General features: G+C 70.8%; 22 protein-coding genes. 12 read left to right on the forward strand and 10 right to left on the reverse strand.

What is annotated here, in order from left to right; genetic code table 11:
• Window positions 1–577: 577 nt before the first annotated feature.
• The 6 genes from ACFUO4_RS16490 (at window position 578) to ACFUO4_RS16515 (ending at window position 6,161) form a co-directional block, all read left to right on the forward strand.
• The gene (locus ACFUO4_RS16490) at window positions 578–1,579 is read left to right on the forward strand and encodes a TraR/DksA family transcriptional regulator (protein ID WP_383484857.1); all 1,002 of its coding nucleotides are present in this window, start codon (window positions 578–580) and stop codon (window positions 1,577–1,579) included.
• Between the two features lie 61 nt (window positions 1,580–1,640).
• A complete protein-coding gene (lspA, locus tag ACFUO4_RS16495) occupies window positions 1,641–2,237 on the forward strand; it encodes a signal peptidase II (RefSeq protein WP_383484860.1) in 597 nt (198 codons plus the stop codon).
• A 43-nt stretch (window positions 2,238–2,280) separates the two neighbouring features.
• The gene (locus tag ACFUO4_RS16500) at window positions 2,281–3,225 is read left to right on the forward strand and encodes an RluA family pseudouridine synthase (protein ID WP_383484863.1); all 945 of its coding nucleotides are present in this window, start codon (window positions 2,281–2,283) and stop codon (window positions 3,223–3,225) included.
• Complete coding sequence (locus ACFUO4_RS16505) at window positions 3,222–3,692, forward strand: GNAT family N-acetyltransferase (RefSeq protein WP_383484866.1); 471 nt, start codon at window positions 3,222–3,224, stop codon at window positions 3,690–3,692. Before ACFUO4_RS16500 ends, ACFUO4_RS16505 begins: the two co-directional genes overlap by 4 nt.
• A 73-nt stretch (window positions 3,693–3,765) precedes the next feature.
• Window positions 3,766–5,352, forward strand: a complete 1,587-nt coding sequence (locus tag ACFUO4_RS16510) for a Na+/H+ antiporter (RefSeq protein ID WP_079311096.1) — start codon at window positions 3,766–3,768, stop codon at window positions 5,350–5,352.
• A gap of 68 nt (window positions 5,353–5,420) precedes the next feature.
• On the forward strand, window positions 5,421–6,161 hold the full coding sequence (locus tag ACFUO4_RS16515; RefSeq protein ID WP_383484869.1) for an SDR family NAD(P)-dependent oxidoreductase: 741 nt from the start codon (window positions 5,421–5,423) through the stop codon (window positions 6,159–6,161).
• 101 nt (window positions 6,162–6,262) lie between these two features.
• On the opposite strand, the gene ACFUO4_RS16520 is transcribed toward ACFUO4_RS16515, so the two are convergent.
• On the reverse strand, window positions 6,263–7,378 hold the full coding sequence (locus tag ACFUO4_RS16520) for a mechanosensitive ion channel family protein (RefSeq protein ID WP_079311095.1): 1,116 nt from the start codon (window positions 7,376–7,378) through the stop codon (window positions 6,263–6,265).
• A gap of 107 nt (window positions 7,379–7,485) precedes the next feature.
• Here ACFUO4_RS16520 and ACFUO4_RS16525 point away from each other — a divergent pair, with 107 nt between their 5' ends.
• Complete coding sequence (locus ACFUO4_RS16525; RefSeq protein WP_079311111.1) at window positions 7,486–8,055, forward strand: dienelactone hydrolase family protein; 570 nt, start codon at window positions 7,486–7,488, stop codon at window positions 8,053–8,055.
• A 7-nt stretch (window positions 8,056–8,062) separates the two neighbouring features.
• Here the strand turns inward: ACFUO4_RS16525 and ACFUO4_RS16530 are convergent, their stop codons facing one another.
• From ACFUO4_RS16530 to ACFUO4_RS16550, 5 genes are all read right to left on the reverse strand, one after another.
• On the reverse strand, window positions 8,063–9,052 hold the full coding sequence (locus tag ACFUO4_RS16530) for a zinc metalloprotease (RefSeq protein WP_383484874.1): 990 nt from the start codon (window positions 9,050–9,052) through the stop codon (window positions 8,063–8,065).
• A 176-nt stretch (window positions 9,053–9,228) separates the two neighbouring features.
• Window positions 9,229–10,887 (reverse strand): alkaline phosphatase D family protein, encoded by a 1,659-nt coding sequence (locus tag ACFUO4_RS16535; protein ID WP_383484877.1) that lies wholly within the window; start codon window positions 10,885–10,887, stop codon window positions 9,229–9,231.
• Window positions 10,888–10,969: 82 nt separating this feature from the next.
• Complete coding sequence (locus ACFUO4_RS16540; RefSeq protein WP_079311092.1) at window positions 10,970–11,782, reverse strand: DsbA family protein; 813 nt, start codon at window positions 11,780–11,782, stop codon at window positions 10,970–10,972.
• 91 nt (window positions 11,783–11,873) lie between these two features.
• Window positions 11,874–12,566: a hypothetical protein gene (locus ACFUO4_RS16545; RefSeq protein ID WP_383484880.1), complete on the reverse strand. Its 693-nt coding sequence runs from the start codon at window positions 12,564–12,566 to the stop codon at window positions 11,874–11,876.
• A gap of 92 nt (window positions 12,567–12,658) precedes the next feature.
• On the reverse strand, window positions 12,659–13,984 hold the full coding sequence (locus tag ACFUO4_RS16550; protein ID WP_079311091.1) for a DUF2252 domain-containing protein: 1,326 nt from the start codon (window positions 13,982–13,984) through the stop codon (window positions 12,659–12,661).
• A 227-nt stretch (window positions 13,985–14,211) separates the two neighbouring features.
• Between ACFUO4_RS16550 and dnaE the strand changes: the two genes are divergently transcribed.
• Window positions 14,212–17,751, forward strand: coding sequence for a DNA polymerase III subunit alpha (dnaE, locus tag ACFUO4_RS16555; protein ID WP_079311090.1), 3,540 nt, complete (start codon window positions 14,212–14,214; stop codon window positions 17,749–17,751).
• A 94-nt stretch (window positions 17,752–17,845) separates the two neighbouring features.
• On the opposite strand, the gene ACFUO4_RS16560 is transcribed toward dnaE, so the two are convergent.
• A complete protein-coding gene (locus ACFUO4_RS16560; protein ID WP_165951132.1) occupies window positions 17,846–18,010 on the reverse strand; it encodes a hypothetical protein in 165 nt (54 codons plus the stop codon).
• A gap of 225 nt (window positions 18,011–18,235) precedes the next feature.
• Between ACFUO4_RS16560 and ACFUO4_RS16565 the strand changes: the two genes are divergently transcribed.
• The 4 genes from ACFUO4_RS16565 (at window position 18,236) to ACFUO4_RS16580 (ending at window position 22,175) form a co-directional block, all read left to right on the forward strand.
• Window positions 18,236–19,450 (forward strand): NYN domain-containing protein, encoded by a 1,215-nt coding sequence (locus tag ACFUO4_RS16565; RefSeq protein ID WP_383484885.1) that lies wholly within the window; start codon window positions 18,236–18,238, stop codon window positions 19,448–19,450.
• 107 nt (window positions 19,451–19,557) lie between these two features.
• Window positions 19,558–20,532 (forward strand): ABC transporter ATP-binding protein, encoded by a 975-nt coding sequence (locus tag ACFUO4_RS16570; protein ID WP_079309619.1) that lies wholly within the window; start codon window positions 19,558–19,560, stop codon window positions 20,530–20,532.
• A 112-nt stretch (window positions 20,533–20,644) separates the two neighbouring features.
• Complete coding sequence (locus ACFUO4_RS16575; protein ID WP_079309620.1) at window positions 20,645–21,466, forward strand: ABC transporter permease; 822 nt, start codon at window positions 20,645–20,647, stop codon at window positions 21,464–21,466.
• 34 nt (window positions 21,467–21,500) lie between these two features.
• Complete coding sequence (locus tag ACFUO4_RS16580; protein WP_383484889.1) at window positions 21,501–22,175, forward strand: AAA family ATPase; 675 nt, start codon at window positions 21,501–21,503, stop codon at window positions 22,173–22,175.
• A 258-nt stretch (window positions 22,176–22,433) separates the two neighbouring features.
• Here ACFUO4_RS16580 and ybaK read toward each other — a convergent pair whose 3' ends face one another.
• From ybaK to ACFUO4_RS16595, 3 genes are read right to left on the reverse strand one after another with little or no spacing between them, the layout of a single operon-like run.
• Window positions 22,434–22,940 carry a Cys-tRNA(Pro) deacylase gene (gene ybaK, locus ACFUO4_RS16585; RefSeq protein WP_383484892.1) on the reverse strand — a complete coding sequence of 169 codons (507 nt, stop codon included), beginning with the start codon at window positions 22,938–22,940 and terminating at the stop codon, window positions 22,434–22,436.
• Between the two features lie 16 nt (window positions 22,941–22,956).
• On the reverse strand, window positions 22,957–23,697 hold the full coding sequence (locus ACFUO4_RS16590) for an LON peptidase substrate-binding domain-containing protein (RefSeq protein WP_383484895.1): 741 nt from the start codon (window positions 23,695–23,697) through the stop codon (window positions 22,957–22,959).
• A gap of 11 nt (window positions 23,698–23,708) precedes the next feature.
• Complete coding sequence (locus ACFUO4_RS16595) at window positions 23,709–24,731, reverse strand: hypothetical protein (RefSeq protein ID WP_383484898.1); 1,023 nt, start codon at window positions 24,729–24,731, stop codon at window positions 23,709–23,711.
• Window positions 24,732–24,801 lie beyond the last annotated feature (70 nt).

Here is a 24,801-nt window from a genome sequence, read left to right on the forward strand (position 1 = left end):
CGGACTTGCTGCCTTCCGTCCGGAGGGACGAGAGCTACGTCATTTCCTGCGCCGCCTTCGGCGCGCTCCCGCGGTACCACCCTCCTTGGCTCCCCTGTGCGCCGTACGCACCGGTGAGCCCCCTCATTGGGGTCGCGAGGCCGGGTCTACTTGCCCTCCAGGGCGTTCTTCCGGCGGCTCCGGGGTGATCTTCACGTCGCGCTCGCCCCCGGGCTTCCACCGTCCCCGGGTCGCTCTGGGCTGCGTACGTCGCTACTCGTCCCCATCCACGCTTTTCGCTCCGCCCAGTGTACGGCGCCGCGAGGACAGCGGCCGACCGGTTTTCCCGGCCCCCGGGGCGCGGTCGTCGCGGCCGACGGAGTGACCCGAATGGAGCGGTACGCGTGTTCGGATTCTGGGACGCGCAGTCCGGCGGATTACCGGGCGGGGAGCTGGGCACAACGCTTGCATGCCTGGCGTTCTCCCTGCGCGAGGCGGGCGAATCGGGCGGTGTGCCCCGTTGCCGCGGGACTCAAGTCGATTTATCGTCCCAGCACGATTCGCGTGCAAGATCACAATATGTGAAGGGGCCGCGGCCATGGTGGCGAAGAAGACCGCCGATCAGAAGTCGGCGTCGGGCAGGTCCACACATGCCTCCGGCGGTGCGGCCAAGGACGTGGGCGGGAAGAAGGCCGTGGGGGCGGCGGCGAGAAAGGCGGCCGAGAAGGCGGCGGAAGGTCCTGAAAGACCGGGGGCCGCTGCCGGGAGCAGTAAGACGGCGGCCAAGAAGGCCGTGACGACGAAGACGGCCGCCAAGAAGACGGCGGGGGCGGCGGAGGCGGCGGTGAAGAAGGCGGCTGCCAAGAAGACGGCCGCCAAGAAGACGCCGGCCGAGAAGACCGCGGCGAAGAAGACGGCCGCCAAGAAGACCGCTGCCGCGAAGAGCACCACTGCGAGGACCACGGAGACCACGAAGGCGACGAGCACCAGCACGAAGTCCACGAAGTCCACGAAGTCCACGAAGAGCACCTCCACGAAGAGTGCCGCCGGCGAGAGCACGGCCGGGAAGACGGCCAAGAAGGCGAGCGCGGCGCAGGCCGCGAAGCAGACGGGAGCCACGACGGTGGTTGCGAAGAAGACTCCTGGCACGGCCACGGCGGCGAAGACGGCCGTCCCCAAGGCACGCCTCGCCGCGGCGGAGCCCGGCGAGCTCGCGGTCCGCCCCGGCGAGGACCCCTGGACCCCGGAGGAGGTCGCGGAGGCGCGCGCCGAGCTGCAGTCCGAGGCGCTGCGGCTGCGCGCCGAGATCACCACGTCCGAGGAGTCCCTCGTGGGCCTGATGCGGGACTCCGGGGACGGCGCGGGCGACGACCAGGCCGACACCGGCACCAAGAACATCACGCGCGAGCACGAGATGGCCCTCGCGGCCAACGCGCGCGAGATGCTCGAACAGACCGAGCGGGCCCTGGACCGCCTCGACGCGGGGACCTACGGTCTGTGCGAGAACTGCGGCAACCCGATCGGCAAGGCGCGTATGCAGGCGTTCCCGCGCGCGACCCTGTGCGTGGAGTGCAAGCAGAAGCAGGAACGCCGGTACTGAGGGTCCACCCGAGCGTGTCGTACCCTCGTCCTCAGTCAGGCACCTAGGTTGAGGGACTCACGTGACCGAAGCGGAGCGCATGATCGGTACGCCGGACACCCCTGAGGGGGACGGGGCCGAGCCGGAGCGGGCAGCCGGGCAGCAGGGCGTCGGGGAGCGGCCCCAGCCCAGGGGCAAGCGCCGGATCGCCGTGCTGTTCGCCGTCGCCGCCTTCGCGTACCTCCTCGACCTCGGCAGCAAGCTGCTCGTGGTGGCCAAGCTGGAGCACCACGCGCCGATCGAGATCGTCGGGGACTGGCTGAAGTTCGAGGCGATCCGCAACGCGGGCGCCGCCTTCGGCTTCGGCGAGGCCTTCACCGTGATCTTCACGGTGATCGCGGCGGCCGTGATCGTGGTCATCGCCCGCCTCGCCCGCAAGCTCTACAGCCTGCCCTGGGCGATCGCCCTCGGCCTGCTCCTCGGCGGTGCGCTCGGCAACCTCACCGACCGGATCTTCCGCTCGCCCGGCGTCTTCGAGGGCGCGGTCGTCGACTTCATCGCGCCGAAGCACTTCGCGGTGTTCAACCTCGCCGACTCGGCGATCGTGTGCGGCGGCATCCTGATCGTGCTGCTGTCCTTCAAGGGCCTCGACCCGGACGGGACCGTTCACAAGGACTGAGCGCGCGTTCGGGGCTGTCCGACCCGTCCGGCATACTCGACGGGTGAGCACAGTTCCCGAGGTCCGTACCCTGCCCGTGCCCGACGGCCTGGAGGGCGAGCGCGTCGACGCCGCCATCTCCCGCATGTTCGGCTTCTCCCGCACCAAGGCGGCCGAGCTGGCGGCGGCGGGCAAGGTCCAGGTCGACGGGGCCGTGGTCGGCAAGTCCGAGCGGGTGCGCGGCGGTGCCTGGCTGGAGGTCGAGATGCCCGGCGCGCCCGCGCCCGTGCAGATCGTCGCCGAGCCGGTCGAGGGCATGGAGATCATCCATGACGACGATGACGTGGTCGTCATCGTCAAGCCCGTCGGCGTGGCCGCCCACCCGTCGCCCGGCTGGACCGGCCCGACCGTCATCGGCGGCCTCGCCGCCGCCGGGTACCGCATCTCGACCTCCGGCGCCGCCGAGCGCCAGGGCATCGTGCACCGCCTCGACGTCGGCACCTCCGGCCTGATGGTCGTCGCCAAGTCCGAGTACGCGTACACGTCCCTCAAGCGCCAGTTCAAGGAGCGCACGGTCGACAAGCGCTACCACACCCTCGTCCAGGGCCACCCGGACCCCACGAGCGGCACCATCGACGCCCCCATCGGCCGGCACCCGAACCACGACTACAAGTGGGCGGTCACCGCCGACGGCAAGCCGTCGATCACGCACTACGACCTCATCGAGGCGTTCCGGGCGGCCTCCCTGCTCGACGTGAAGCTGGAGACGGGCCGCACCCACCAGATCCGCGTCCACATGGCCGCCCACCGACACCCCTGCGTCGGCGACCTCACCTACGGCGCCGACCCGACCCTCGCCAAGCGGCTGCGTCTGACCCGGCAGTGGCTGCACGCGGTCCGCCTGGGCTTCGAGCACCCCGGGGACGGGCAGTGGGTCGAGTTCGAGAGCGACTACCCGGAGGACCTCCAGCAGGCCCTGGACCAGGTCCGCGAGGAGACGTACGCGTGAGCCGGCCGCCGTACGCCGTGCGGGTCGCCGAGGACCCCGCCGACCGGGAGATGTGCTTCGCCGTGCGCAAGCAGGTCTTCGTCGTCGAGCAGGGCGTTCCGGAGGACCTGGAGTACGACGCGTACGACGCCGTCGCGGTGCATGTGCTGGCCGTGCGGGACGACGGGACCGCGCTGGGCACCGGAAGGCTGCTGTACGGCTCCGAGGCCGCCGAGAAGGTCGGCGGTGATCTCACCCTGGGCTCGCTCGGGCGGCTCGCGGTGGCCGAGGAGGCGCGCGGTCTCGGCGTCGGCGTGGCGCTCGTACGGGCCATCGAGGACGCGGCACGCGCGCGGGGGCTCGCGGCGGTGGATCTGCACGCGCAGACGCACGCGCTGGGGTTCTACGAGCGGCTCGGCTACGAGGCCTACGGCCCGGAGTACCTGGAGGCAGGGATTCCGCACCAGGGGATGCGGCGCGCGCTGTAACTGATCGGCGCGGCCGGCATGGCAGGCTGGACAGCTGGAGATTCCTGCTCGTCCGACCCGCCGGAGCCTGCCCGTGGATCAATTGGCCCTGCTGTTCCTGCTGTTGCTCGGGGCCGTGGTGAGCGTCCCGGTGGGGGACCGGTTCAAGCTGCCGGCGCCGGTCCTGATGACCCTGCTCGGGATCGTCCTCGCGCTGCTGGACTTCGTGCCCAACGTCGAGATCGCGCCGGAGCTGATCCTGCCGCTCCTGCTGCCGCCGCTGCTCTACGCGGCCGTGCGGCGCACCTCCTGGCGGCAGTTCGCGGCCAACGTACGGCCGATCCTGCTGCTCGCCGTGGCGCTGGTCTTCGTCACCACCCTGTGTGTGGCCGCCGTCGCCCAGGCGATCGTGCCGGGGCTGCCGATCGCCGCCGCCGTGGCGCTCGGCGCGCTGGTCGCGCCGCCCGACCCGGTCGCGGCGACGGCCGTCGCCGGGCAACTGGGGCTGCCGCGGCGGCTGGTGTCGATCCTGGAGGGCGAGGGCCTCTTCAACGACGTCACGGCCATCGTGCTCTACCACGTGGCGATCACCGCGGCCGTCAGCGGTTCCTTCCACGTCGGGGAGGCCGCGTTCGAGCTGGTGCTCTCCGCGGTCGTCGCCGTCGTCATGGGCGTCGCCCTGGGCTGGGGCGCGAACAAGCTGATGGACCTGCTCGACGACGCGACCCTCCAGATCGGGCTGACGCTCCTCGTGCCGTACGCCTCCTACGTGCTCGCCGAGGAACTGCACGGGTCCGGGGTGCTCGCCGTGCTCACCACCGCCCTCTTCCTCGCCGAGTACGGCACCGACGCCGACGACGTGCTCACCCGGCTCGCCGGGCACACCTTCTGGGACATCGTCGACACGCTCGTCACCGGGGTGGCCTTCGGACTGATCGGGCTCGAACTGCACAACGCGATCCGCACCGCGTCCGGACGGTGGGGCGAGATGCTCGGCTGGGCCGCCGCGATCGTCGTGGTCGTCGTCCTCGTACGCCTGCTGTGGCTGGTTCCCGCGACCTGGGTCGCCAAGCGGCTGCACGCCCGGCAGGACTACGACGAGGAGATCCCGATGACCTGGCGGGAGACCGTCGTCATGTGGTGGTCGGGGATGCGGGGGGTGGCGTCCGTGGCGTTGGCGCTGGCGATTCCGCTGAAGACCGACGACGGAGGCGCCTTCCCCGACCGGGACGAGATCGTGTTCATCGCTTTCGGGGTCATCATGGCGACGCTCGTGCTCCAGGGGCTGACCCTGCCGTGGCTGGTGAAGCGGCTCGGTGTGAAGGCCGACACCGAGCGGGAGAAGGAGTTCGAGAAGACCCTCGCCATCCGGGCCGCCAAGGCCGCCAAGCAGCGGCTGAAGGAGATCGAGGAGGTCGAGGAACTGCCGGAGGAGCTGTCCGAGCAGATGCTGCGGCGGGCCTTCGACATCGGGGTGCGGATCAGTCCCGACATGGGGGACGAGGAGCGCCGGGAGGCGCATCAGCAGCGGGCGAAGCGGCTGAAGCGGGTGCGGCGGATCCAGGGCGAGATGCTCAGCGCGGCGCGGCACGAGGTGCTGGCGGCGCGCAGTGAGCCCGGGGCCGATCCGGAGGTGGTGGACCGGGTGCTGCGGCACCTGGACGTGCGCAGTCTGCGCTGACCTGACAGTCGTATGACCTTCGTGTGAAGGCGGATGACGGGAGTCGCGGCCCTTCCTAGGGTGGGTTCATGGCTCGCAACGTGGTGATCAGTGGTGGCGGTACGGGAATCGGGCGCGCTGCGGCCCGTGTCTTCGCGGCGGACGGGGACCGGGTGCTGCTGCTCGGGCGACGGAAGGAAGTACTGGAGGGGGCCGGGGTGCCCGGGGCGCTGACCTACGCCGCCGATCTCAGTGACACGGCGGACGTGCGCGGGGTCGCCGAGTTCGTCGGACGGGAGCTGGGGGCCGTGGACGTGCTCGTCCACAGCGCCGGGGGGAACGGGCAGCTCGAACCGTCCGTCTCCGGGGACGATCCGCTGGACGCCGTCGCGCACCACTGGACCGTCAACTTCCGGCTCAATCTGCTGACCGCCGCACTGCTCACCGAGGCCCTCAAGGACCGGCTCGCCTCGCCCGGCGGGCGCGTGCTGTTCGTCAGCTCCATCGCCGCCTACCGGGGCTCCGGGAGCGGGGCGTACGGGGCCGCCAAGGCGGGGCTGCACCCGTACGCCCACGACCTGGCCCGGGATCTCGGCCCGCGCGGCATCACCGTGAACGTCGTCGCGCCCGGCTACATCGAGGACACCGAGTTCTTCGGCGGCGCCATCGACCCGGCCCGGCGGGAGCGGCTCATCAACGACACCGCGAACGGGCGCGCCGGGAACCTGGGGGACGTCGCCGAGACCCTGCACTGGCTCGCCTCGCCCGGCGCCGGACACGTGACGTCACAGATCGTGCAGGTCAACGGGGGCGCCGAGCGGGGGCGTTGAGCCGTTCTTTCTGCTGGGGGTCCGGGGGTCGTCCCCCGGGCAGGTGCAGCACCTCGCAGATCGTGCAGGTCAACGGGGGCGCCGAGCGGGGCAACTGACGGTCAGCGGCTCTGCCTCGGGGGCTCGTGGATCCTGCGGGGCGCGCCGTCCGGAGAGGCGGACGGGCGGGCGCCGTTCCTGCTCGGCGGCTGAGCCGAGTCGGCCGTGTTGACGCGGGGGAGGGCGTACGGGTGGTGGTCGGTCAGCCAGCGGATCATCTGCTCGCGGACCGTGACCCGTACCTTCCAGATGTCGTCGGCGTCCTTGGCGGTCACCAGGGCCCGCACCTGCATGGTGTTCGGCGTCGAGTCCGTGACCGTCAGATCGCAGGCGCGGCCGTCCCACGCCGGGCACTCGCGCAGGATGTCGCGGAGCTTCTCGCGCATCGCGTCCATCGGCGCCGAGTGGTCGAGGTGCCAGTAGACGATGCCGGTCATCTGGGCCCCGCCGCGCGACCAGTTCTCGAACGGCTTCGAGGTGAAGTACGACACCGGCATGGTGATCCGGCGCTCGTCCCAGGTGCGGACCGTCAGGAAGGTCAGCGTGATCTCCTCGACCGTGCCCCACTCGCCGTCCACCACGACCGTGTCCCCTATGCGCACCATGTCGCCGAACGCGATCTGCAGCCCCGCGAACATGTTGCTCAGCGTGGACTGCGCCGCGACACCGGCGACGATGCCGAGGATTCCGGCCGAGGCCAGCAGTGAGGCGCCGGCCGCGCGCATCGCCGGGAACGTCAGCAGCATCGCCGCCACCGCCACTACGCCGACGATCGCGGCGACGACCCGCATGATCAGCGTCACCTGGGTGCGCACCCGGCGGACCCGGGCGGGGTCCCGGTGCATGCGCGCGTACCTGCTGTACGACGTCTCGACGACCGCCGCCGCGATCCGGATCACCAGCCAGGCGGCCGACCCGATCAGCACGAGCGTGAGGGTCTGCCCGATGCCGACCCGGTGCTCGCGCAGCAGCTGGGCCTCGTCGTAGGACCCTCTGAGCATCGCGGCGCAGAGCACCAGCTGGTAGGGGATGCGGCCGCGGCGCAGCAGACCCCACAGCGGGGTCTCGCTGTGCCGTGCGTCGGCCTTGCGCAGCAGCAGGTCCGTGGCCCAGCCGATGACCAGCGTGAGCAGGACCGAGCCACCGATGACGATCAACGGTCGGAGTACGTTCTCCATGACCCCGAACCTAACCGGCACCACGGGGTCATGAACATGTGACTTCTGCGGAGATGTGGGTACGGGCGCTCGCCCGCGCTGTCGTACCCGGCTGGCACCATGGCCTCATGAACATCATGCTCTTTCACTCGACCTACGGTCTGCGGCCCGCCGTGCGCCAGGCCGCCGACCGGCTGCGCGCCGCCGGACACCAGGTCTGGACACCGGATCTCTTCGAGGGGCGCACGTTCGAGACGGTCGAGGACGGCATGGAGTTCAAGGAGAGCGTCGGCAAGGACGAGCTGCTCAAGCGGGCCGTGCTGGCCGCCGCGCCCTACTCGGAGCGGGGCCTGGTGTACGCCGGGTTCTCGTTCGGTGCCTCCGTCGCGCAGACCCTCGCCCTCGGCGACGACAAGGCGCGCGGGCTGTTGCTGCTGCACGGCACCTCGGACATCGCGGCCAACGCCGCCGTGGACGAGCTGCCGGTCCAGCTGCATGTCGCCGAGCCGGACCAGTTCGAGACGGACGACTGGCTGAGCTCCTGGTATCTCCAGATGGGCCGCGCGGGCGCCGACGTGGAGATCTACCGGTACGCCGGGGCCGGTCACCTCTACACCGACCCCGACCTGCCCGACTACGACGAGGAGGCCGCCGAGGCCACCTGGCGGGTGGCGCTCGGCTTCCTCGACTCGCTCTAGGTCAGCCTCAGCCGGCGCGGTAGGCCGCGAAGCTCTGCTGCATCCGCGTCACCTGGCCCGCGGTGAACTGGTACATGCAGTTGTCGTACGTGTAGTCCATGAAGTTGTGGATCGGGTCGACGCCGGTCTTGTTGGTGCAGCTGTCGCGGCCGGTCGGGCACTCGTAGGCGGCGCTCTTCTCGGCCGGGGTGTCGCTGACGTAGTCGCCGTTGCCGTTACAGCCGCCCTGGAAGGTGTGGTAGAGCCCCATCCAGTGGCCGACCTCGTGGGTGGCGGTGTCGCCCTCGTTGTAGTTGGTCGCCGAGCCGCCGGGCAGGGACGTGTCGAGGATGACGACACCGTCCATGGACGGGCTGGACTTGTACGAGCTGGGGAAGGTGGCCCAGCCGAGGAGGCCGCCGCCGAGGTTGGCGGTGTAGATGTTGAGCGCGTTCGCGCCGCCCTTGCGCAGGGCGGTCTTCATCGCCTTCTCCGCCGTGGAGCCGGAACTGACGTTGTACCAGGTGGCGTTGTCGGTGTAGTCGGTGCCGGCCAGCGTGAACTGGTAGCCGGAGTCGACGTTTCCGGTGCCCTGGCCGGCGTAGGCGGCGTTCAGGACGTTGATCTGGGCGGTGATGGCCGACGAGCTGAGGTTGCCGGTGGCGCCGTCGTGGATGACGTGGAAGTACACCGGGATGGTGGTGGAGGACGCGGCGGCGAGGCTGCGGCTGCCGGACTTGGGCAGCTTGTCGAGCTTGGCCTTGAGGTCGGCGTTCATCGCCTGGGCCTTGGCGGCGCTGACCTCGTTGGGCTCGGCGGCGTGCGTGCCGCTGCCGGGGCGGGCCTCGCGGGCCGCCGCGTGGGAGTCCGTGCCGGCGCAGTCGGCGGCGGCCGGAGCCTGGGCCGCCGCGAGTCCGGTGGGCGCCGACAGGGGAGTGAGCATCAGGGTTCCGGCCACAACTGCCGTGCCGAGAAGGCGTCTGCGCGTAGTGGGGGATATCCGGGCAAGCGCACGCATGCTGACTCCTAGCGGATGCGTTGGGGAGAGCGGACGCAGGGGTCTTCCTGGCCGCCGCCCGGAGATTACGTGTACATGCCCAGCCTGTAAATGCCTTCCGATCACCTTCTGACCGGCCACGGGGTGCGGCCGTATACGAACACGGGCCGCACCCCTTGCCGTTGGCCGGAACCTGACTACACGGGGTCGTACGTCCGTTCGACCTTCTGGGTGCCGGACTTCGTGCGGTACGAACGGGCCCAGGACGAGGTCGCGTTGGCCTTCGTCTTGTCGGAGACGACGTAGTAGTCCATCTGCGCGCGGTCGGCGGTGAGGTCCAGGACGCCGTAGCCGTGGCGGTCGGTGTCGACCCAGTGGACATGCCGGTTGGCGGCCTTGATGATCGGCGCGGCGAGCGCGGAGACCGTGCCCTCGGGGACCTTGACGATGTCGTCGAGGTTGTCGGAGGTCACCGAGGTGACGACGAACTCGGTGGCGGCCGAGGCCGACAGCGGATACGTACCGGCGTCCACCGGCACGTCGTTGGCCCACGCCATGTGGATGTCACCCGTCAGGAACACGGTGTTGCGGATCGCGTTCGCGCGCAGATGGGCCAGGAGCTCACGGCGGTCGTCCGTGTAGCCGTCCCACTGGTCGGTGTTGAGGGCGAGGCCCTCCTGCGGCAGGCCGAGCAGCTTGGCGAGCGGCTTGAGCAGGTCCGCGGAGAGCGAGCCGATGGCGAACGGCGAGATCATCACCGAGTTGCCGACCAGCCGCCAGGTGGTGTCGGAGGACTTCAACCCCGCCTTCAGCCAGTCCAGTTGGGCACGCCCGGTGAGGGTGCGGTCCGGGTCGTCGACCGAGCCGTTGCCGACGGAGACCTGCTGCGAACGGAAGGAGCGCAGGTCCAGCAGCGACAGATCCGCCAACTTGCCGAAGCGCAGCCGCCGGTAGGTCGTCCCCGCGATCGCCGGACGCACCGGCATCCACTCGAAGTACGCCTGCTTCGCGGCCGCCTGGCGCGCGGTCCAGGCGCCCTCCGCGCCCTCGGTGTGGTTCTCCGCCCCGCCCGACCAGGCGTCGTTGGCGAACTCGTGGTCGTCCCAGATCGCGACGACCGGAGCCACCGCGTGCAGCGCCTGGAGGTCGGCGTCGGTCTTGTACTTCCCGTGCCGCACGCGGTAGTCGGCGAGGGTCAGGATCTCGTGGGTCGGCGCGTGCTGCCGGACGACGGTGCCCCGCGTGCCGTACTCGCCGGTGCCGTACTCGTAGATGTAGTCGCCCAGGTGCAGCCAGGCGTCCAGGTCGCCGCGGGCCGCGAGATGGCGGTACGGCGCGAAGTAGCCGGCCTCCCAGTTGGCGCAGGAGACCACGCCGAAGCGGAGGCCCGGGACGGCCGCGTCCGCCGCCGGCGCGGTGCGGGTGCGCGCCGCCGGGGAGTCGGTGCCGCCCGCGGAGAAGCGGAACCAGTAGGTCGTGGCGGGGGCGAGGCCGCGGACGTCGGCCTTGACGGTGTGGTCGGAGGCGGCGGTCGCGGTGACGGAGCCCTTGGCGACGATGTTCGTGAACGCCTTGTCCGTGGCGACGATCCAGCTCACCTCGGTGTCCGGGCCGAGCCCGGAGCCGGGTATCGCCGCGGCCACGGGGGTCACCCGGGTCCACAGCAGGATGCCGTCGGGCAGCGGGTCGCCGGAGGCGACGCCGTGCAGGAAGGCGGGGACCTCGTCGGCGGCGCCGGCGGGGAAGGGGGCCGCGACGAGGGCGGCGCCCGCGGTGGCGGCGGCGGCCTTCACGACCGTACGGCGGCGCGGCGCCAGGGAGTTGAGGCGCTCGGATGCTCTGTGTCTACTGGTCACGACCGATCAGGTTACTGATCGGTATGAACGAGAGCGGGCGAACTGGTGAAAGTTCGCCCGCTCTTTGAGGTGAAGCGAAGGGTCAGGCCTTGAGGGCCGCCTCCAGCGCCGTGTTGAACTCGGCCACCGTCATCGGGGCGTTCTGGCCGTCGGAGCCGGTGAGGTTCTTGCCGTCCATCTGCAGGGTCGGGGTGCCGCTCACGCCGGCCTTGTCGAAGAGCTTGGACTCCTCCAGCGCCCACTTGTCGTAGGTGCCGTCCTTCACGTCCTTCTGGAACTGCTTGTTGTTCTTCAGGGCGTCGACCGTATTGGCGATCTTGATGAGGTAGGCGTCGTCCTTGAACTTGTCGTCGGTCTCCTCGGGGTGCCACTTCGTCGTGTACATCGCGGTCTTGTACTCGAGGAAGGCCTCGGGGCTGACGTTGAGCGCGGCGCCGAGCGCGCTGAGGGCGTTCTTGGAGCCCTCGCCGGTCAGCTTGTCGTCGAGGAAGGTGGCGCCGACGTACTGGATCTTGAACTTGCCGGCGTCGAGGTCCTTCTTGACGGTCGGGCCGACCGTCTGCTCGAACTGGGCGCAGACCGGGCAGCGCGGGTCCTCGTACATGACGAGGGTCTTCTTGGCGCTGCTCTTGCCGATGACGACGGTCGTGCCGTTCGTGCCGGTGGTGTTGGCCGGCTTGACCAGCTTGTCGTTCTTGGCGTCTTCCCAGTAGCCGGGCTTGTTGCCCTGGACGACGGCGTAGCCGATGCCGCCGGCTATCGCGAGGACGCCCACGATGGAGAAGGCGACGATGACCTGCCGCTTGACCTTGTCGCGCTTGGCCTGGCGCTCGCGTTCCTGACGCAGGCGCTCGCGCGCCGCGGTCTTCGCCGACTGGCTGTTCCGCTTGCTCATGGGGGATCTCCGTAAGGGGACGCGCACACGTGGGTGCGGGTACGTAAAGGCGTAAAGGGGGGTGGTGATGCTCGGTGCTGTGCGTGGTCGTTCAGGCCAGAGCGGCCGAGCAGGGCGGTCCACGCCGTCCCAGGGAGTGCACGAGAAGCCGGTCGCGGGCGACGGTCGTACGACGACGGGGGCGCCGCGGGACGCGGAGTGCCGGGGTCCGTCGTACCGCCACCGCGGCGACCGCGAGCAGGAGCGGGCGGAACGTCGTCGCCGCGACCGCCCGCAGCAGCTGGGCCAGCGCCCGCTCGCCGCGGCGCAGCCAGGCGGCGGCCAGCAGGCCGACGCCGATGTGCGCGCCGAGCAGCAGCCAGGCGGCCTGCGGATCGGCGTGGGCGAGGACGCTCGCGAGCCGGTCCGTGTCGGCGCCCGTGACCCGGGCGAGGGGGCTGCCGACGCTGGTGCCGTCGCCGCAGAACACGTCCCAGCCGACCGAGCGCAGCGGGCCCGCGACGGGGCCGCCCGCCGCCCCGTAGCAGACGTGCTGCCCGGTGGTGAGGACCGTGTCCGCGGCCAGCTCCAGCGGGACGAGCAGGGCGGCGATCCGCCCGAAGCTCCGCTCCCGGCCGGCCAGGGCGTATGCCACGGCGAACACGGCGACCGTGACCAGGGCCACCGTGTTCAGCGGGAGCGGGGCGCGGGACAGCAGTACGTGCGACGCGGTGCTGAGCGTCACGACGAGTGCCGTGAACAGCGCCGCGCGGAGCGCTCGTAGCTGGGTCCCGGATATGTCCATAGCGACAGAGAGTGTGTCACGCGCCCCTGTAAGGGACCCCTAAAAGGTCCCTGTGAGCGCCCCTATCGTTATCGACATCCCTGCGGTTTCCGTCACAGGCCCGGAATGCGGCCGTTGCGGAACAGGTCCACGAAGATCTGGTGGTCTGCACGCGCGCGTGCGCCGTAGTCGTGCGCGAAGGAGACCAGGAGCTCGCCGAAGCCCTCCTCGTCGGCCGCGATCGCCGCGTCGATGGCCCGCTCGGTGGAGAACGGCACCAGGGACTCGCCGGACTGGTCGTCCGCCGCCGCGTGCATGGTGGCCGTGGCCCGGCCGAGGTCGGCGACGACCGCCGCGATCTCCTCCGTGTCGTCGATGTCACCCCAGTCGAGGTCCACGGCGTACGGCGAGACCTCGGCGACCAGCTGGCCCGCGCCGTCCAGCTCGGTCCAGCCCAGCCACGGGTCGGCGTGCTGCTGCAGGGCGCGCTGGGAGAGGACCGTGCGGTGCCCCTCGTGCTGGAAGTAGCCGCGGATCGCCGGGTCGGTGATGTGCCGGGAGACGGCCGGGGTCTGGGCCTGCTTGATGTAGATCACGACGTCGTTCTCCAACGCGTCGCTGTGGCCCTCCAGCAGGATGTTGTACGACGGGAGTCCCGCCGAGCCGATGCCGATGCCGCGGCGGCCCACCACGTCCTTCACGCGGTACGAGTCCGGGCGGGCCAGCGAGGTCTCCGGCAGGGTCTCCAGGTAGCCGTCGAAGGCGGCCAGCACCTTGTACCGCGTGGCCGCGTCCAGCTCGATGGAGCCGCCGCCCGGGGCGAACCGGCGCTCGAAGTCCCGGATCTCCGTCATCGAGTCCAGCAGCCCGAAGCGGGTCAGCGCGCGGGCGTCGCGCAGGGCGTCCAGGAGCGGGCCCTCGGCGGTGTCCAGCGTGAACGGCGGCACCTCGTCGCTCTTGGCGCCGGTCGCCAGGGCGTGGATGCGCTCGCGGTACGCGGCCGCGTAGACGCGCACCAGCTCGGTGATCTGCTCGTCGCTGAGCGCCTTGGCGTAGCCGATCAGGGCGATGGAGGCGGAGAAGCGCTTGAGGTCCCACGTGAAGGGGCCGACGTACGCCTCGTCGAAGTCGTTGACGTTGAAGATCAGCCGGCCCGTGGCGTCCATGTACGTGCCGAAGTTCTCCGCGTGCAGGTCGCCGTGGATCCACACGCGCGAGGTGCGCTCGTCGAGGTACGGGCCGCCCCGCTTCTCCGCGTCCAGGTCGTGGTAGAAGAGGCACGCCGTGCCCCGGTAGAACGCGAACGCCGAGGCCGCCATCTTGCGGAACTTCACACGGAACGCTGCCGGGTCGGCGGCCAGGAGCTCGCCGAAGGCGGTGTCGAAGACGGCGAGGATCTCCTCGCCGCGGGGCTCGTCGTTGAGCGGCTGTACCGACATCGCGGGGTGCCTCCTGGTGCGAATCTGCGTGCAGGCCGTACCTGCATGTGTACGACAGCGTTTCTGTCGTCTGAACGGTCGGGGCCGCGCGAAAGTGCCCGCGGAACCCCCGCTGTGAAGGTACGCGGGGCGGCCCCCGAAGTGTCAGTCCCGAGGCATAGACTTCGACGCTGTCCCCCGAACTGTCCGCCCGCCTGTCGCCGAGTGTTTTCCATGGAGGCCACGCCGTGTCAAAGCCGCCGTTCACGCACCTGCACGTCCACACCCAGTACTCCCTGCTGGACGGTGCCGCGCGGCTGAAGGACATGTTCGACGCGTGCAACGAGATGGGCATGACCCATATCGCCATGTCGGACCACGGCAACCTCCACGGGGCGTACGACTTCTTCCATTCCGCGAAGAAGGCCGGGGTCACCCCGATCATCGGCATCGAGGCCTACGTCGCCCCCGAGTCCCGGCGCAACAAGCGCAAGATCCAGTGGGGCCAGCCGCACCAGAAGCGGGACGACGTCTCCGGTTCCGGTGGTTACACCCACAAGACGATCTGGGCGTCGAACGTCACCGGTCTGCACAACCTCTTCCGGCTCTCCTCGGACGCCTACGCCGAGGGCTGGCTGCAGAAGTGGCCCCGGATGGACAAGGAGACCATCTCCCAGTGGTCCGAGGGCCTCATCGCCTCCACCGGCTGCCCCTCCGGCGAGCTCCAGACCCGCCTGCGCCTCGGCCAGTACGACGAGGCCCTGAAGTCCGCCGCCGAGTACCAGGACATCTTCGGCAAGGACCGCTACTTCCTGGAGCTGATGGACCACGGCATCGAGATCGAGCGCCGGGTCCGCGACGGCCTCCTCGACATCGGCAAGAAGCTCGGCATCCCGCCCCTGGTGACGAACGACTCGCACTACACGTACGCGCACGAGGCGACCGCGCACGACGCCCTGCTGTGCATCCAGACCGGCAAGAACCTCTCCGACCCGGACCGCTTCAAGTTCGACGGCACCGGCTACTACCTGAAGTCCACGGACGAGATGTACGCCGTCGACTCCTCCGACGCCTGGCAGGAGGGCTGCCGCAACACCCTCCTGGTCGCCGAACAGGTCGACACCACCGGCATGTTCGAGGCCAAGAACCTCATGCCGAAGTTCGACATCCCGGAGGGCTACACCGAGGTCACCTGGTTCAAGGAGGAGGTCCGCCGCGGCATGGAGCGCCGCTACCCGGGCGGCATCCCCGAGGACCGCCAGAAGCAGGCCGACTACGAGATGGACGTCATCATCTCGATGGGCTTCCCCGGCTACTTCCTCGTCGTCGCCGACTTCATCATGTGGGCCAAGAACAACGGCATCGCGGTCGGCCCCGGCCGAGGCTCCGCGGCCGGTTCGATCGTCGCCTACGCCATGGGCATCACCGACCTCGACCCGATCCCGCACGGCCTGATCTTCGAGCGGTTCCTCAACCCCGAGCGCATCTCCATGCCCGACGTCGACATCGACTTCGACGAGCGTCGGCGCGTCGAGGTGATCAGGTACGTGACGGAGAAATACGGCGCCGACAAGGTCGCCATGATCGGCACCTACGGCAAGATCAAGGCCAAGAACGCGATCAAGGACTCCGCGCGCGTGCTGGGCTACCCGTACGCGATGGGCGACCGCATCACCAAGGCCATGCCCGCCGACGTCCTCGGCAAGGGCATCGACCTCAACGGCATCACCGATCCCTCGCACCCCCGCTACTCGGAGGCCGGCGAGGTCCGCGGGATGTACGAGAACGAACCGGACGTGAAGAAGGTCATCGACACCGCCAAGGGCGTCGAGGGCCTGGTCCGGCAGATGGGCGTGCACGCCGCCGGCGTGATCATGTCCAGCGAGACCATCACCGAGCACGTGCCCGTCTGGGTGCGCCACACCGACGGCGTGACCATCACGCAGTGGGACTACCCGAGCTGCGAGTCGCTCGGCCTGCTGAAGATGGACTTCCTCGGCCTGCGCAACCTGACGATCATGGACGACGCCGTCAAGATGGTGAAGTCCAACAAGGGCATCGACATCGACCTGCTGGCGCTGCCGCTGGACGACCCGAAGACCTTCGAACTCCTCCAGCGCGGCGACACCCTCGGCGTCTTCCAGTTCGACGGCGGCCCCATGCGCTCCCTGCTGCGCCTGATGAAGCCCGACAACTTCGAAGACATCTCCGCCGTGTCGGCCCTGTACCGCCCGGGCCCGATGGGCATGGACTCGCACACCAACTACGCGCTGCGCAAGAACAAGCTCCAGGAGATCACCCCGATCCACCCGGAGCTGGAGGAGCCTCTCAAGGAGGTCCTGGACGTCACCTACGGCCTGATCGTCTACCAGGAGCAGGTGCAGAAGGCCGCCCAGATCATCGCCGGCTACTCGCTCGGCGAGGCCGACATCCTCCGCCGCGTGATGGGCAAGAAGAAGCCCGAGGAACTGGCGAAGAACTTCACCATCTTCCAGGCGGGCGCCAAGAAGAACGGCTACAGCGACGAGGCGATCCAGGCCCTGTGGGACGTGCTGGTCCCCTTCGCCGGCTACGCCTTCAACAAGGCGCACTCCGCCGCGTACGGCCTGGTCTCGTACTGGACGGCCTACCTCAAGGCCAACCACCCCGCCGAGTACATGGCCGCGCTGCTGACCTCCGTCAAGGACGACAAGGACAAGTCGGCCGTCTACCTCAACGAGTGCCGCCGCATGGGCATCAGGGTGCTCCCGCCGAACGTCAACGAGTCGGTGCACAACTTCGCCGCCCAGGGCGACGACGTGATCCTCTTCGGCCTGGAAGCCGTCCGGAACGTCGGGTCCAACGTGGTCGAGTCGATCATCAAGGCCCGCAAGGCCAAGGGGAAGTACGCCTCCTTCCCCGACTACCTCGACAAGGTCGACGCCACCGCCTGCAACAAGCGCACCACGGAGTCGCTGATCAAGGCGGGCGCCTTCGACAGCCTCGGGCACACCCGCAAGGGCCTCACCGCGCACTTCGAGCCGATGATCGACAACGTGGTCGCGGTCAAGCGCAAGGAGGCCGAGGGCCAGTTCGACCTCTTCGGCGGCATGGGCGAGGAGGAGAGCAGCGAGCCCGGCTTCGGACTCGACGTCGAGTTCACCACCGACGAGTGGGACAAGACCTATCTGCTCGCCCAGGAGCGGGAGATGCTCGGTCTGTACGTCTCCGACCACCCGCTCTTCGGCCTGGAGCACGTGCTGTCCGACAAGGCCGACGCGGGCATCGCCCAGCTCACCGGAGGTGAGCACGCGGACGGCGCGGTCGTCACCATCGGCGGCATCATCTCGGGCCTGCAGCGCAAGATGACCAAGCAGGGCAACGCCTGGGCGATCGCCACCGTCGAGGACCTCGCCGGCTCCATCGAGTGCATGTTCTTCCCGGCCACCTACCAGCTGGTGTCGACCCAACTCGTCGAGGACGCCGTGGTGTTCGTCAAGGGCCGCCTCGACAAGCGCGAGGACGTCCCGCGCCTGGTCGCCATGGAGCTCCAGGTCCCCGACCTGTCCAACGCGGGCACCAACGCGCCGGTGATCCTCACCATCCCGGCAACGAGGGTCACCCCGCCGATGGTCAGCCGCCTCGGCGAGATCCTCAGCCACCACAAGGGCGAGAGCGAGGTCCGGATCAAGCTCCAGGGCCCGACCAAGACCACGGTCCTGCGCCTGGACCGGCACCGGGTCAAGCCGGACCCGGCGCTCTTCGGCGACCTGAAGGTGCTGCTCGGCCCGTCCTGCCTGGCGGGTTAGCCGTACGTCGAGAGGGCGCATCCGTGAACCGGATGCGCCCTCTCTGTGTGCCTGGGTCTCAACAACCCATGGGTCTCAACCCGTTATGCAGATGTCAGTTGTGACCGAAGCGCTTCTGCTTGCCCTTGCGGGCCATGTCACCCGGAGTCACCTGGGTCATGCGCTGCTCGGCCTGCGCCTCCATCGAGGACTGCTGGGCCTGCTGCTGACCACGCTCGGACTGCGGCTGCTTACGGTCACGGTTCTTGTTCTTGGCCATGGTGATCTGCCTCCTGAGGGGGATCTAGGGGCCAGGGCCGCGACCAGATTCACATAGGCTGGCAAAGAACGCATTTCGGATAATTACCGTGTGTGACAGGGGTGGTCGTCCGGCGATGCCCCGAAACGCCACGCCGAAGATCGAGTTCGGGCCGTTAACCTCCGCGCGGTCGGGCAGACTCGAAGGAAGCCCCGAAGCAAACCTCCCGGGAAGAGGGTGAGTCGCGTGGACCGCTGCATCGTCCTGGTGGACGCCGGCTATCTGCTGGGGGCGGCCGCCTCCCTCCTTGCGGGGGAACCTTCCCGATCCCGGATCACCGTCGACCACGCCGCCCTCATCCAGGGCCTGCGCGACCGCGCCGAGTCGGACACCGAGCGACCGCTGCTGCGCATCTACTGGTTCGACGGCGCCCCCGACCGCGTCCCCCAGCCCGAGCACCGCCGCCTTCGCGTGATGCCCCGGGTCACCGTCCGGCTCGGCGCCCTGACCCGCAGCGACGGACGCTGGGCCCAGAAGGGCGTCGACGCCGCCATGCACGCCGAGCTCACCGAACTGGCCCGCAACCGTGCCTGCTCCGACATCGTCCTCGTCACCGGCGACGGCGACCTGCTGCCGGGCATGATGGCCGCCAAGGAGCACGGCGTCGCCGTCCACCTGTGGGCCGTGCAGGCCGCCGACGGCGACTACAACCAGTCCGAGGACCTGGTCGCCGAGGCCGACGAACGCCGCGTCCTGGACCGCACGTGGATCACCAAGGCCGTCCGCGCCAAGGAGCTCGGCGGGATCTGCGCGCCGCCGCCCGCGCCCCGGCCCGAGATCGCCGCGATCCTCTCCGCGCCGCTGCCCGAGTCCGCGCTCGCCGCGGCCGCCGAGCGCTCCGCCGACGAGGGCGAGCACGCACCCGCCGCCGCGTCCGAGAACGGCACCCAGGAGCGGGTGCCCGCGCCCAAGGGCGTGCCCACCCCCAAGGACCTCGCCGCCCTGCGCGCCCCGGGCGTCCAGCCGCAGCAGCCCGCCAACGCCACCCTGCGCTGGTCCTCCGACAAGGGCTGGGTCGACCGGCCCGGCGGCGCCGCCGAACCGCCCGAGGTCGCCTCCATGCCGACGCTCGCGCAGCTCACCACCGCCGAGCAGCGATGGGCCGACCGGGAGGAGGACATCACGACCGTCGGAGGCGACCCCTACGAGGTGGGGCAGGTCTTCGCCCGACGCTGGATGGAGCGGCTGGGCGACCAGAGCCACCTCCAGAAGCTGTCCGGGATGTACCCGCGCATCCCGCACCGCATCGACGGGGAGCTGCTGCGCTACGCCGCCCGCTTCGGACTGCTCGCGCACAAGGACGACCAGATCGACGAGCACGACCGGTACGCCATCAGGGCCGGGTTCTGGCGCGAGATCGACGTCCGCACGGCCGCGGAGCACGCGCCCGCCGGGGAGTGAAACGGCACATACCCCGCCCCCAGGGGCGAGCGGAGCTTCCCGACCCCGTAGTCTCGTGCCTTGTGAGTACGCGCGCGGGACAGGCACTTCGGCATGGCGACGATGTCGTGTGCGCGGTGCGCGGACTGACCAAGACCTATCCCGCGGTACGGGGCAGGCGCGGGGTTCCCGCGACACCCGAGGTACGGGCCACCGACGACGTACGACTCGACATCCGCCGCGGTGAGATCTTCGGGCTGCTCGGGCCGAACGGCGCCGGCAAGTCCACCCTCGTACGCCAGCTGACCGGCCTGATGCGGCCCGACAGCGGCACGGTCGAGATCCTCGGGCACGACATCGTGCGCCACCCCGAGCGGGCCGCGCGCATCCTCGCCTACCTCGGCCAGGAGTCCACCGCCCTCGACGAGCTCACCGTCTCCCTCGCCGCCGAGACCACCGGACGGCTGCGCGGTCTGGACGCGCGGACGGCCAGGGCCGAGCGGGACGCCGTACTCGACGAACTCGGGCTCGCGCCGCTCGCCGGGCGGGCGATCAAGAAGCTGTCCGGCGGCCAGCGGCGGCTGGCGTGCTTCGCCGCCGCGCTGGTCGGGGAGCGGCCGCTGCTGGTGCTGGACGAACCGACCACCGGCATGGACCCGGTGGCACGGCGGGCCGTGTGGGCGGCAGTGGACCGGCGCCGGGCCGAGCGCGGCACGACCGTCCTGCTCGTCACCCACAACGTCATCGAGGCCGAGACCGTCCTCGACCGGGTCGCGGTCCTCGACCGCGGCCGCGTGATCGCCTGTGACACCCCCGTCGGGCTCAAGGAGCAGGTCGCCGGGGAGGTCCGGGTCGACCTGGTGTGGCGCGACGCCGCGCCGCTGCACGTCCCGGAGGTCGCCGCGCTGCACGACCGGGCCGTCGAGACCGGACGCCGCTGGACGCTCCGGCTCGCCCCCGAGGAGGCCCGCGCGGTCGTCGCCACCGTCACCGGCGGCGCCGCCTTCGCCGCCCTCGACGACTTCACGCTCGCCACGCCCAGCCTGGAGGACGTGTACCTGGCGCTCGGCGGGGCGGCGCGGCAGGGGCTGGTGAAGGCGTGAACGCTTTGAAGGCTCTTGAGTCAGGCTTGAGCGAGCGGGCCGTAGCATCCGTACGGAGACGGAACAGGGCGAACGTATCGGTGACCCCGTGGGTGAAAGGGAGCAGCGCCACGTGAGTGTCGTACCCGCCGAGGTGCTGCCGGGCGGCGCCCTGGCCGTCGAGGAGACGGACCGGGGGGCGGCCGAGCTCGGGCCGCGTGCGCGGCTGTGGCCGGCGCTCGTCGCCGTGTACCGGGCCCAGCTGTCCAGGGCCCGGGTCGCGCGCATCCCGCTGCTGTTCGTGGCGACCTTCCAGTCCGTCGGGATCATGATCCTGATGCGCGGGGTCGTGGACGGCGGGGCCGAGGCGCAGGCCGTGGTCGCGGGCTCCGCGGTGCTCGTCGTGGCGTTCGTCGCGCTGAACCTGCTCGCCCAGTACTTCGGGCAGCTCCGCGCGAGCGGCGGCCTCGACCACTACGCGACGCTGCCGGTGCCGCCCGCCGCGGTGGTGCTGGGCGCGGCGGGGGCGTACGCCTCCTTCACCGTGCCCGGGACCGTGGTGACCGCGGTGTTCGGGTGTGTGCTGTTCGGGCTGCCGATGGCGCATCTGTGGGTGCTCGTCGCCGTGATCCCGCTCGCCGGGGCCGCGCTCGCCGGGCTCGGGGCGGCCTTCGGGCTGCTCGCGCCGCGGCCGGAACTGGCGACCGTGCTGGGTCAGTTGGGCATGTCCGCGGCGCTGCTGCTGGGCGTCCTGCCGGCCGACCGGATGCCGGAGGGAGTGCGGTTCCTGCGGGACCTGCTGCCCTCGACGTACGGCGTCGAAGCCTTCGCGCGGACCTTCGGGCCGCATCCCGACTGGGCGTTCGTCCTCGGTGACCTGGCCGTCTGCGGAGCGGTCGGGGTCGTTTCCCTCGGCGTCGCCACCTGGGCCTACCGTCGAGCGGCCGTCCGGTGACGCGCCGCACAGGCGGGCCTGGCACGATGTCAGGGTGACCGCACCGCTGACTCCTCCTCCGCCGCCGAGCGACCCCTCTCCGCACCAGGCCTGGCAGGCACCGCCGCCGTACGGTGCCGGTGGGCCCGGAAGCCTGTACGAACAGGACGGCCCCGGAATGAAGACCGAACTGCGGGAAGCCGCCGTGATCACGGTGGCGGTGGCGCTCGGTGGGCTGCTGCTGGGGGTGCTGTGGTGGTGGCTGGCGCCGCATGTGCCGCTGGTGGGGGACATCGTCGACAAGCGCTGGATCGTCTACGTCAAGGACACCGAGGGGGAGCAGGCGGTCGGCGTCGACGGGACGTTCGCGCTGCTCGGGCTGGCGTTCGGGGCGGTGAGCGCGGTCGTCGTGTTCCTGCTGCGGCGGCGTGGCGGGGTGCCGCTGGTCGTGGCGCTCGGGGTCGGAGGGCTGCTCGGGTCGCTGCTGGCGTGGCGGGTCGGGGTGTGGCTCGGGCCCGCGCAGGACGTGCTGGCCCATGCGAAGTCCGTGGGCAAGGGGGTGACGTTCTCGGCGCCGCTGAAGCTCGGGGCGAAGGGGGCGTTGCTGGCGTGGTCGTTGGGGGCGCTGCTGGTGCACCTGGGGCTCACGGGGTTGTTCGGGCCGCGGGATCCTGAGGTGCCGGTGTATGGGGCGGGGCCGGGGCCGTATGGGGCGAAGCCGTCGGCGTAGCTCGTAAGGAGCCCGGGGTGGGGGCTGGGCGGGGGTGGGTTTGGCTCGCCCGCGCCTGCGGGGTGCCGCCGCGCCCACCCGTGCCGCCCTGCGGCACGACTGCCCGCGGCTGCGCGGGGAGCGCGTGCCGCTGAAGACCCCCCTACGCCGGGCGCCTGCCGTGGTTGGAGCGGCCCTTCTTGGTGCGCCATTTCCGCTTTCGCGTTTTCTTCGACATGTTCCTCGTACTTAACGGAGGAACGGACCCGCGTCGAGAGGTCAGGCGCGGCCGATGGGGGCCAGGATCGCGTCCGTGAGGTTCGCCAGGTCCTGCGGGGCGAGTTCGACCTCCAGGCCCCTGCGGCCCGCCGAGACGCAGATGGTGGGGTGGGCGGAGGCGGAGGCGTCCAGGACCGTGGGGAGCTTCTTGCGCTGGCCCAGGGGGGAGATGCCGCCCCGAACGTAGCCGGTCGTGCGCTCGGCGAGGGCCGGGTCGGCCATCGCCGCCCGCTTGCCCTTCACCGCCGCCGCCAGCGCCTTCAGGTCCAGCTGGCCCGCCACCGGGACCACCGCCACCGTGAGGGTGCCGTCCACGTCCGCGACGAGGGTCTTGAAGACCCGCTCGGGGGAGACGCCCATCGCCTCGGCCGCCTCCTCGCCGTAGGAGGGGTGGCTGGGGTCGTGGTCGTAGGAGTGGACCGTGTACTCCGCTCCCGCCGCCGTCAGGGCCACCGTCGCGGGGGTGCCGCCCGTCTGCTGGGCCTGCTTCTTGGACTTCTTCGCCATCGGTCGTCCCTCGGACTCAGTTCAGACTCGTCGGGCCGCGCGTCAGGTCCGACGCCGGCAACGACGGCAGATTACGGATGATCGCCGTCTCCGAGCGAAGGAGTTTCAGCTCGTCCCGGAGGCGGGAGGCCGTGTCGGGGGCCTGGAGGAGGCGCTGCTTGGTGGGGGTGTCGAGCATCATCGCGGCCGCGACGAGGTAGGAGACGACCGCCGGTTCGTCAGGGAGTTCGGAGCCGGAGGCCAGGGAGCGTTCTCGGGCGCCCGCCAGGCGCTTCTGGTACGCGCGGAAGGCCCTCAGGACGCCTTCGGCCAGGGCGCCGGCCTCCTCCCCCCGCTCCTCCGGGAGCTCCTCCAGTTCCGCGACGAGATACGGGCCCGACGCGTCGACGGACAGCAGCTTCACCCGGGTCGTGCCGGTCGCCAGGACCTCGAACGTGCCGTCGGCCCGTTCCCTGATCGTCGCCGCGTCCGCGATGCAGCCGGTGCCGTGGAAGGCCTTGGCGGGGTCGGCGCCGAAGCCCGCCGCGGGGCCGCGTTCGGGCACGGACGTGGGATCGGGCATGCCGGGCTCACTCGCCGCCACCTCCTGGCCGTCGCGGATGGCGACGACGGCGAAGCGGCGCGGTTCGTCCTCGGGGGTCTTCAACAGTTCGCGCATCATGGCGCGATAGCGCTCCTCGAAGACGTTCAACGGGAGCACCAACCCCGGGAACAGCACCGAGTTCAGGGGGAAGAGCGGGAGCCGGACGGTGGTCACGGCGCAAAAGCCTAATGGTCGCGGGAGTGTGCACGTCCACGGTGCTCACTCCGTGGAAGACCGGAGGCCGATCGCAGCCGGATCTCCTCCCGCAGTTCCAGGAACCGGCCCAGCGGGTCGTCGGAGACCAGTTCCCAGGGGAACGAGGTGGCGTACGGGCCGATCCGGCCGAGCTGCTCCAGGGCGTCCTCGCGGCGGTCCAGCAGCGCGAGGACGTACGTCAGCTTGTTCCGCATCTCCGCCGGCCACGGGTCCGCCGCCGGGAACCGGGCCGACAGCGCGATCGCCCGGTCCACCGCCGCGTCCAGCCGGGCGCGGGGCACGTCCGGGCCGCAGCCGTCGGTCAGATAGGCGAGCGCGGCCCGGGTGGGCAGGGCCTGGACGAGGGAGTCGGCCGGGGCGTCCTGCGCGGCCGTCTCCGCGAAGTCGAAGCACTCCCGGTGCGAGCCGTGCCAGCTCTCGGCGAGACAGCGCAGGGCGGCGGCATGGCAGCCGTAGTGGTGCGGGGCACGGCGGATCGCCGCCTCCCACAGCTCCTCGAAGTACTTGTGCCCGGCGCGCGAGCCGTGCGCGTGGTCCAGCGCGATCCGCCACGGCACCGGATCGCGGTCGTCACCGCGCGCGGCGGCCGTGATCAGCGGGCTCACCTCGCGCAGCAGTTCCTCCCGCGCGGGCGACCCCCAGGCGCGGGTCACGGCGAGCTGGGCGCGGACCACGAGCATGTCCGGGTCGCGCGGGGCGGCCGTACGCCAGGAGTCGAACCACTCGGGGCGCGCGCCCGCGAAGGACGCCAGGCGGACGACGTACCGGTCGCGGTGTTCCCAGGCGGCAGCCGCGCGGGTGCCGGCGAGCAGGGCGGCCGCCACCTCGTACGATCCCTGCCCGGCGGCCACGAGGGCCGGACCGAGCCGGTCGTCGGGCGCGTCGAGGAGCACCTCGTCGTCGGCCGGCAGCGCGACAGGCGGGTGCTCGACGGTCCTGGACGTCCGGGAGGAGCGGACGAACGGGGGCAGCAGAGCCATGGTGTCGACCATTGAAAAGCCGCAGGTCGTGCGAGCGCCAGAGGTTCCGGGCAAAGTACGGAAAGTTGTACGGCGGAAGGTC

It is taken from the genome of Streptomyces sp. NPDC057280, assembly GCF_042668605.1.
In the GTDB taxonomy this organism is placed as follows: Bacteria; Actinomycetota; Actinomycetes; order Streptomycetales; family Streptomycetaceae; genus Streptomyces.